This window comes from Chamaesiphon polymorphus CCALA 037 (genome assembly GCF_003003845.1).
Classification (GTDB): domain Bacteria; phylum Cyanobacteriota; class Cyanobacteriia; order Cyanobacteriales; family Chamaesiphonaceae; genus Chamaesiphon; species Chamaesiphon polymorphus.
Window position 1 is genome coordinate 1 of the sequence record NZ_PVWO01000396.1, and the last position, 5589, is coordinate 5589.

At 49.1% G+C, this 5589-nt stretch carries 3 protein-coding genes; all 3 read left to right on the forward strand.

Annotated elements, in window-relative coordinates:
- Positions 1 to 689 precede the first annotated feature (689 nt).
- The 3 genes from rpoD (at position 690) to C7B77_RS22715 (ending at position 5451) form a co-directional block, all read left to right on the forward strand.
- Positions 690 to 1832 (forward strand): RNA polymerase sigma factor RpoD, encoded by a 1143-nt coding sequence (gene rpoD, locus C7B77_RS22705; RefSeq protein WP_106310264.1) that lies wholly within the window; start codon positions 690 to 692, stop codon positions 1830 to 1832.
- 218 nt (positions 1833 to 2050) lie between these two features.
- Entirely contained in the window at positions 2051 to 2647 is a 597-nt protein-coding gene (locus C7B77_RS22710; protein WP_106310267.1) for a Uma2 family endonuclease, read from the forward strand.
- Between the two features lie 116 nt (positions 2648 to 2763).
- A complete protein-coding gene (locus tag C7B77_RS22715) occupies positions 2764 to 5451 on the forward strand; it encodes a chloride channel protein (RefSeq protein WP_106310270.1) in 2688 nt (895 codons plus the stop codon).
- Positions 5452 to 5589 lie beyond the last annotated feature (138 nt).

Below are 5589 nucleotides of genomic sequence, written 5' to 3' on the forward strand. Positions count from 1 at the left end.
TCGCAACAATTTCAGCAAATTAACGCACGATTGTCACGTCAAATTGGGTGGGCAAAGTGAAACTAAACAGTTAGACTGTGGATTGAGAGGGAGAAATAATTCCTCACGATTAGAGTGACTTGAAGGCTATTGTTAACTATTTGTTACAAAGTCGAGCATTTAGTCATAAAAATAACAATCGAGAGATTGTTCGTGGTAATCTCATTACCGTTTGCGGAACGATCGTCATGCAAAATTGAAAGACACAAGATCTAGATGAGTATCGAAAATTAAGACCGATCCAACTGCGCTCTTAACTATCTTTCGATCGCAATAGTACCTAGAGTCGATCGGGAGCGATCCCAGCCACCCAAACAAAATTTTGCTTATGGCGAAAGCGTTTGAGCACTATAACAGCTAAATTGCTATATTTATGAGAGTGAACTCTGAATAAATTGATATTTTTATTAACAATCGAAACTGGCAAAAATTTTAATAAGAGCTACAATCAAAAGGGCTTTCCCCATCGAGAATGCTCTATGAGCGAAGACTATTAGATCGGCCACTGTTCGAGATCGACATTTCCGCTTGAGTAGACACTAGCAATCTGTCAGAATTGTTAAAGATATGCAAGCAGCAAAACTATTTCTTCATGAAATATAGCACCTACATTAGTTCATTGTTATAGATAGGAGTAAGAGGACCCACAAATGACCCAGACTAAAGACATGCTCGCAACCTTAACGACTAAAGACTCCGACAGCGAGTTGGAATTACTGCTCGACGAAGATGTTGATGCTGAAGACTTTACTGCTGATTCTGAAGGAGAATCTGATGTCGAAGACGAGGATGGTAAGCTGGGGAAGGTGAAAGCCTCCCGCCGTCGCGTTCAAACTAAGAAAAAACAATTTACGGAAGACTCGATTCGACTCTATCTGCAAGAAATCGGTCGAATTCGCCTCCTCCGCGCCGACGAAGAAATCGAACTCGCTCGCAAAATTGCCGACTTGCTAGAATTGGAGCGAATGCGCGAAAAGCTCCTCAACGACTTGGATCGCGAACCACACGATCGTGAGTGGGCAGCAGTCGCTTCAATGCCACTCAATCAGTTTCGCCATCGGTTATTTTTAGGCCGACGCGCTAAAGATAAAATGGTACAATCGAACCTCCGACTGGTTGTTTCGATCGCCAAAAAATACATGAATCGCGGTCTTTCTTTCCAAGATTTAATTCAAGAAGGTAGCTTGGGTTTAATCCGTGCCGCTGAGAAATTCGACCACGAAAAAGGCTATAAGTTCTCGACTTATGCAACTTGGTGGATTCGGCAAGCAATTACCCGCGCGATCGCGGATCAATCGAGGACGATTCGTCTACCAGTCCACTTATACGAAACTATTTCGCGGATTAAAAAGACTACTAAATTACTTTCTCAAGAAATGGGTCGCAAACCGACAGAGGAAGAAATTGCTACCCGCATGGAAATGACGATCGAAAAACTGCGGTTTATTGCTAAATCTGCCCAGTTGCCGATCTCGCTAGAAACACCGATTGGGAAAGAAGAAGATTCTAGACTCGGCGACTTTATCGAAGCTGACGGTGAGATGCCAGAAGATCAAGTATCTAAGAGTTTGCTCCGCGAAGATTTGGAAGGCGTGCTCGACACATTAAGCCCTCGCGAACGCGATGTTTTACGCCTGCGTTATGGTTTGGATGACGGACGCATGAAAACCTTGGAAGAAATCGGTCAGATCTTCAATGTTACTCGCGAACGCATTCGTCAAATCGAAGCTAAAGCTCTCCGCAAACTACGTCACCCCAATCGCAATAGTATTCTTAAAGAATATATCCGGTAAATAGTTGATAGTCGATCGTCGATAGCCAGTAGGGTGGGCAATGCCCACAGCTTAGTTTCAGACATAATCTATTGTTAAATAACTGCGTCTACGTACTTAGTAAAATAGACATCCATCATCTTTAAAGGTGGTGGATTTTATTTTGGTACAATATTAACTACGATCGATCTGCGATAACAACAAGTTAAATCTCGATTTGGTTTGAGAGGCTATAAAAAATGAGTATTACCTTATCAGTGCAATCCGATACCGATCGAGAGCAGCGATTGCTAATGCCAGGAACCTATAATTGGCAGCAGTTTGAAGCCTTAGAAGCTCTGCTAGCAGACTCGCCTGGACTACGCATTACTTACTTGGATGGATCGATCGAAATCATGACCCTTGGCGAACCCCACGAACTGATTAAGTCTTTAATCGGCATGTTCTTAGAAGCCTATTTTATCGCCAGCGGTATAGAATTTATACCCGTGGGCAGTGCTACCCGCAGAGGTGAAGCAAAAGGGACTTCCTTCGAGCCAGATGAATCTTACTACTTGGGCGAGCAAAAAGAGCATCCCGACTTAGCCATCGAGGTAATTTTAACTAGTGGAAACCTGAGCAAGCTGGAAAAATATCGTCGCTTTCAAATTCCGGAAGTGTGGCTGTGGGAAGACGATCGACTTCAGGTTTATTATTTAGAAGCCGATAGCTATAGCTTGGTCGATCGCAGTCAACTTTTACCCAATTTAGATCTCGATTTACTGGTGCGTTGCGTTCAAATACCCTCCCGCTTAGAAGCGATGAAAACTTTTATGGCAGCAGTGCAAGCTACTTAATTTTGAGTAGATCGAATCGATATTTATTCCCCGCTCGATCGAGTTATTTGGCGAACAGATGAGGTATAAATACAAGGGTAGATAGCCAGCTTCAAGATCGCGCGGTAGCAAACTGAATGTGGATCGATCGACAAATCCGAAAACTATTACGCCCCAAATCTTTAGTCGAGCCGCTGGGTAAGCGCATCGCCATTGTCGAAGCTTGCTCGATCGGAATTGTCTCGGCTCTAGCAGCAGTGGGACTAAAACAATCGGTGGCGTGGTTGGACGCATGGCGAGTAGATTTAGCCGGAATGTATTCGCCGTGGCTGGTGTTGCCCCTCATCGGCATTGTTGGCGGATATCTGAGCGGTTTATTAGTCGAACGCTTGGCTCCAGAGGCTTCAGGGAGCGGGATTCCGCAAGTCAAGGCGGCTTTGGGCTACGTCCCGATCGCCCTAGATTTGCGGGTAGCAATAGTTAAGTGGCTGAGTACGGCACTCTCGTTGGGTTCTGGCCTTGCTCTGGGACGACAGGGGCCGACGGTGCAAATTGGGGCAGCCTTAGCCGCTCAATTGAGTCATTGGGCGGAAACGTCGCCAACCTATCAACGCCAATTAATTGCGGCGGGGGCAGCGGCAGGGCTGGCAGCGAGTTTTAATGCCCCGATCGCGGGTGTCTTATTTGCGATCGAAGAATTGATGCAAGATGTCTCCGATCTGACGTTGGGCACGGCGATTATTGCCGCAGTAGTGGGCGGTGTCATTGCTCGCGCGCTGGGTGGCGGCGGGATGTTACCCGATCTGAGTCAGGTGCAGATTCAGTTCGATCTAGCAGAGATTCCACTATTAATTGCGGTGGGGATGCTGGCTGGACTGGTGGGGGTCTTATTCAACCGCAGTCTCCTAGCTAGTGTCAAGTTGTATCGGCGGCAGTTTCGCGATCGATCGCTAGCGGTAAAAGTCGCGGTGGCTGGCGGGATAACCAGTATTCTGACCATCCTCTTACCTCATGCTTTGCAGACTAGCAGAGATTTACAAGATTTTGCGATCGTCGGTCGCATCGATTGGCAGATGGCGGCGTGGATTTTGGGCGGTCAATTCGTGCTCAGTTGCGTGGGGTTTGGCTCCACTGCGCCTGGAGGTTTGTTTGCACCCAGCCTGATTTTAGGTGCTGCCTTGGGCAATCTCGTGGCGACTGGGGCGCAAAGTTGCTACCACCACGGGATTTTACCCACCGATTTAGTCCTGAGTTCGCCGACAGTTTACGCCCTCACGGGAATGAGCGCGCTATTTAGTGCCGTCACCCATCGTCCGATGGTCGCGATCGCGATCGTCTGGGAAATGACCGCCGAATTCGACCTGGTATTACCGTTGATGCTTGGCGCGGTTGTGGCCTATCTGGTGGCCGAAAAATTGTTTCCTGGCTCTATTTACCAACACGTACTTAGCGGCAAGGGGATTAATCTCGATCTCCCGGACTTAGCACAGCAAAGCTGGGTCGGGTTGACCGCCGCCGATTTAATGCAACGGCGCGTCGAAACACTATCCAGTCAAATGACGCTCGCTCAAGCCGTGCGCGCTTTCGCCAATTCTCCCCATCGGGGATTTCCGATCGTCGATGACGGCCAGTTAGTCGGCATTATTACCCAACGCGATTTATCGGTGCTCGAAGATCGACAGTGGCATCGGGAGGCCACGATCGCGACACTGATGACACGGCGGTTAATCACCGTCAGTCCTAGCGATCCGCTCACATCTGTATTGCATCTGCTCGATCGCTATCAGATCGGGAGATTACCCGTTGTTGATGGTCGAAAACTAGTCGGCATCATTACTCGTGCCGATATTATTCGCGTCGAAGCAGAACGAGTCAGTAGTACCGTCAGCCCGCTCAAAACCCGTTCTGAGCCGTCTTATCTGGTCTATCGCACTCAAAGTCCGGCAACGGGGCGCGGGCGGCTGCTCGTGCCGCTGAGTAACCCGCAGACGGCAGACCTGCTGCTGCGATTGGCAGCCGCGATCGCCTTGGAATCGAACTACGAACTAGAATGTTTGCACGCGATCGTCATTCCCCGCTCTAGTTTACCTGCGGAAACGCCTGTAGATCTGACCGCTAGCAGGCAATTATGCGATCGAGCTACCGCCGTGGGCAAAACGTTGGGAATCCCCGTACATACCCAAATCCGCGTTACCCACAATGTCGCCGCCACGATCTTAGAGACTGTTCGCGATCGACATATCGATCTGCTCTGTATGGGTTGGCAGGGCAAAACGTCCCATCCCGGTCGGATCTTTGGGACTACTGTAGATCTGGCCATCCAGCAAGCTCCCTGTCATGTCATGCTCATTAAGCTCGGCGAGCGGTTGCAACCCAATGTGCCTGCCGACATGGCGATCGATGCACGACTACGGCTGACTCGCCTCCATCGGTGGTTGGTGCCGATCGCGGGTGGGCCGAATACTGAGTATGCACTGCAACTATTACCAGCTCTAATCGCCCTCAATCGCCAACCAGATGTCCATTTATGCCAGGTTTTCCCGCTCACAGACGACCCACCAGATTTGACAAATTTAAATACTGCGGCAGATGCGATCTCCCAATCCACAAATGCAGTTGCCAAGATCGCGACCCTTTATTCCGATGACATTCCCCGCACAGCGATCGATTATGCCATCGATCGACAATGCGATGCAATTATCCTCGGCGCAAGTCGAGAAGGCTTACTCAAGCAAAGCATTCAAGGAAATATTCCCGAAGCGATCGCTCGCGGTTCGGATTGTACCGTTATTGTCGTCCGAGCCGCGATCGCCGTTCGAGTTTAAGTGCATATACAAGTTATTTGAGTTGCTGCGTAGTCTGTGTTACCCCACCCCAGCCCTACCCTTTATAAGGGGAGGGAGCCGGAGCAGTCCTCCCCCCTCTCAAGAGTAGGGAGCCAGATAAGCCCCCCCCTTTATAAG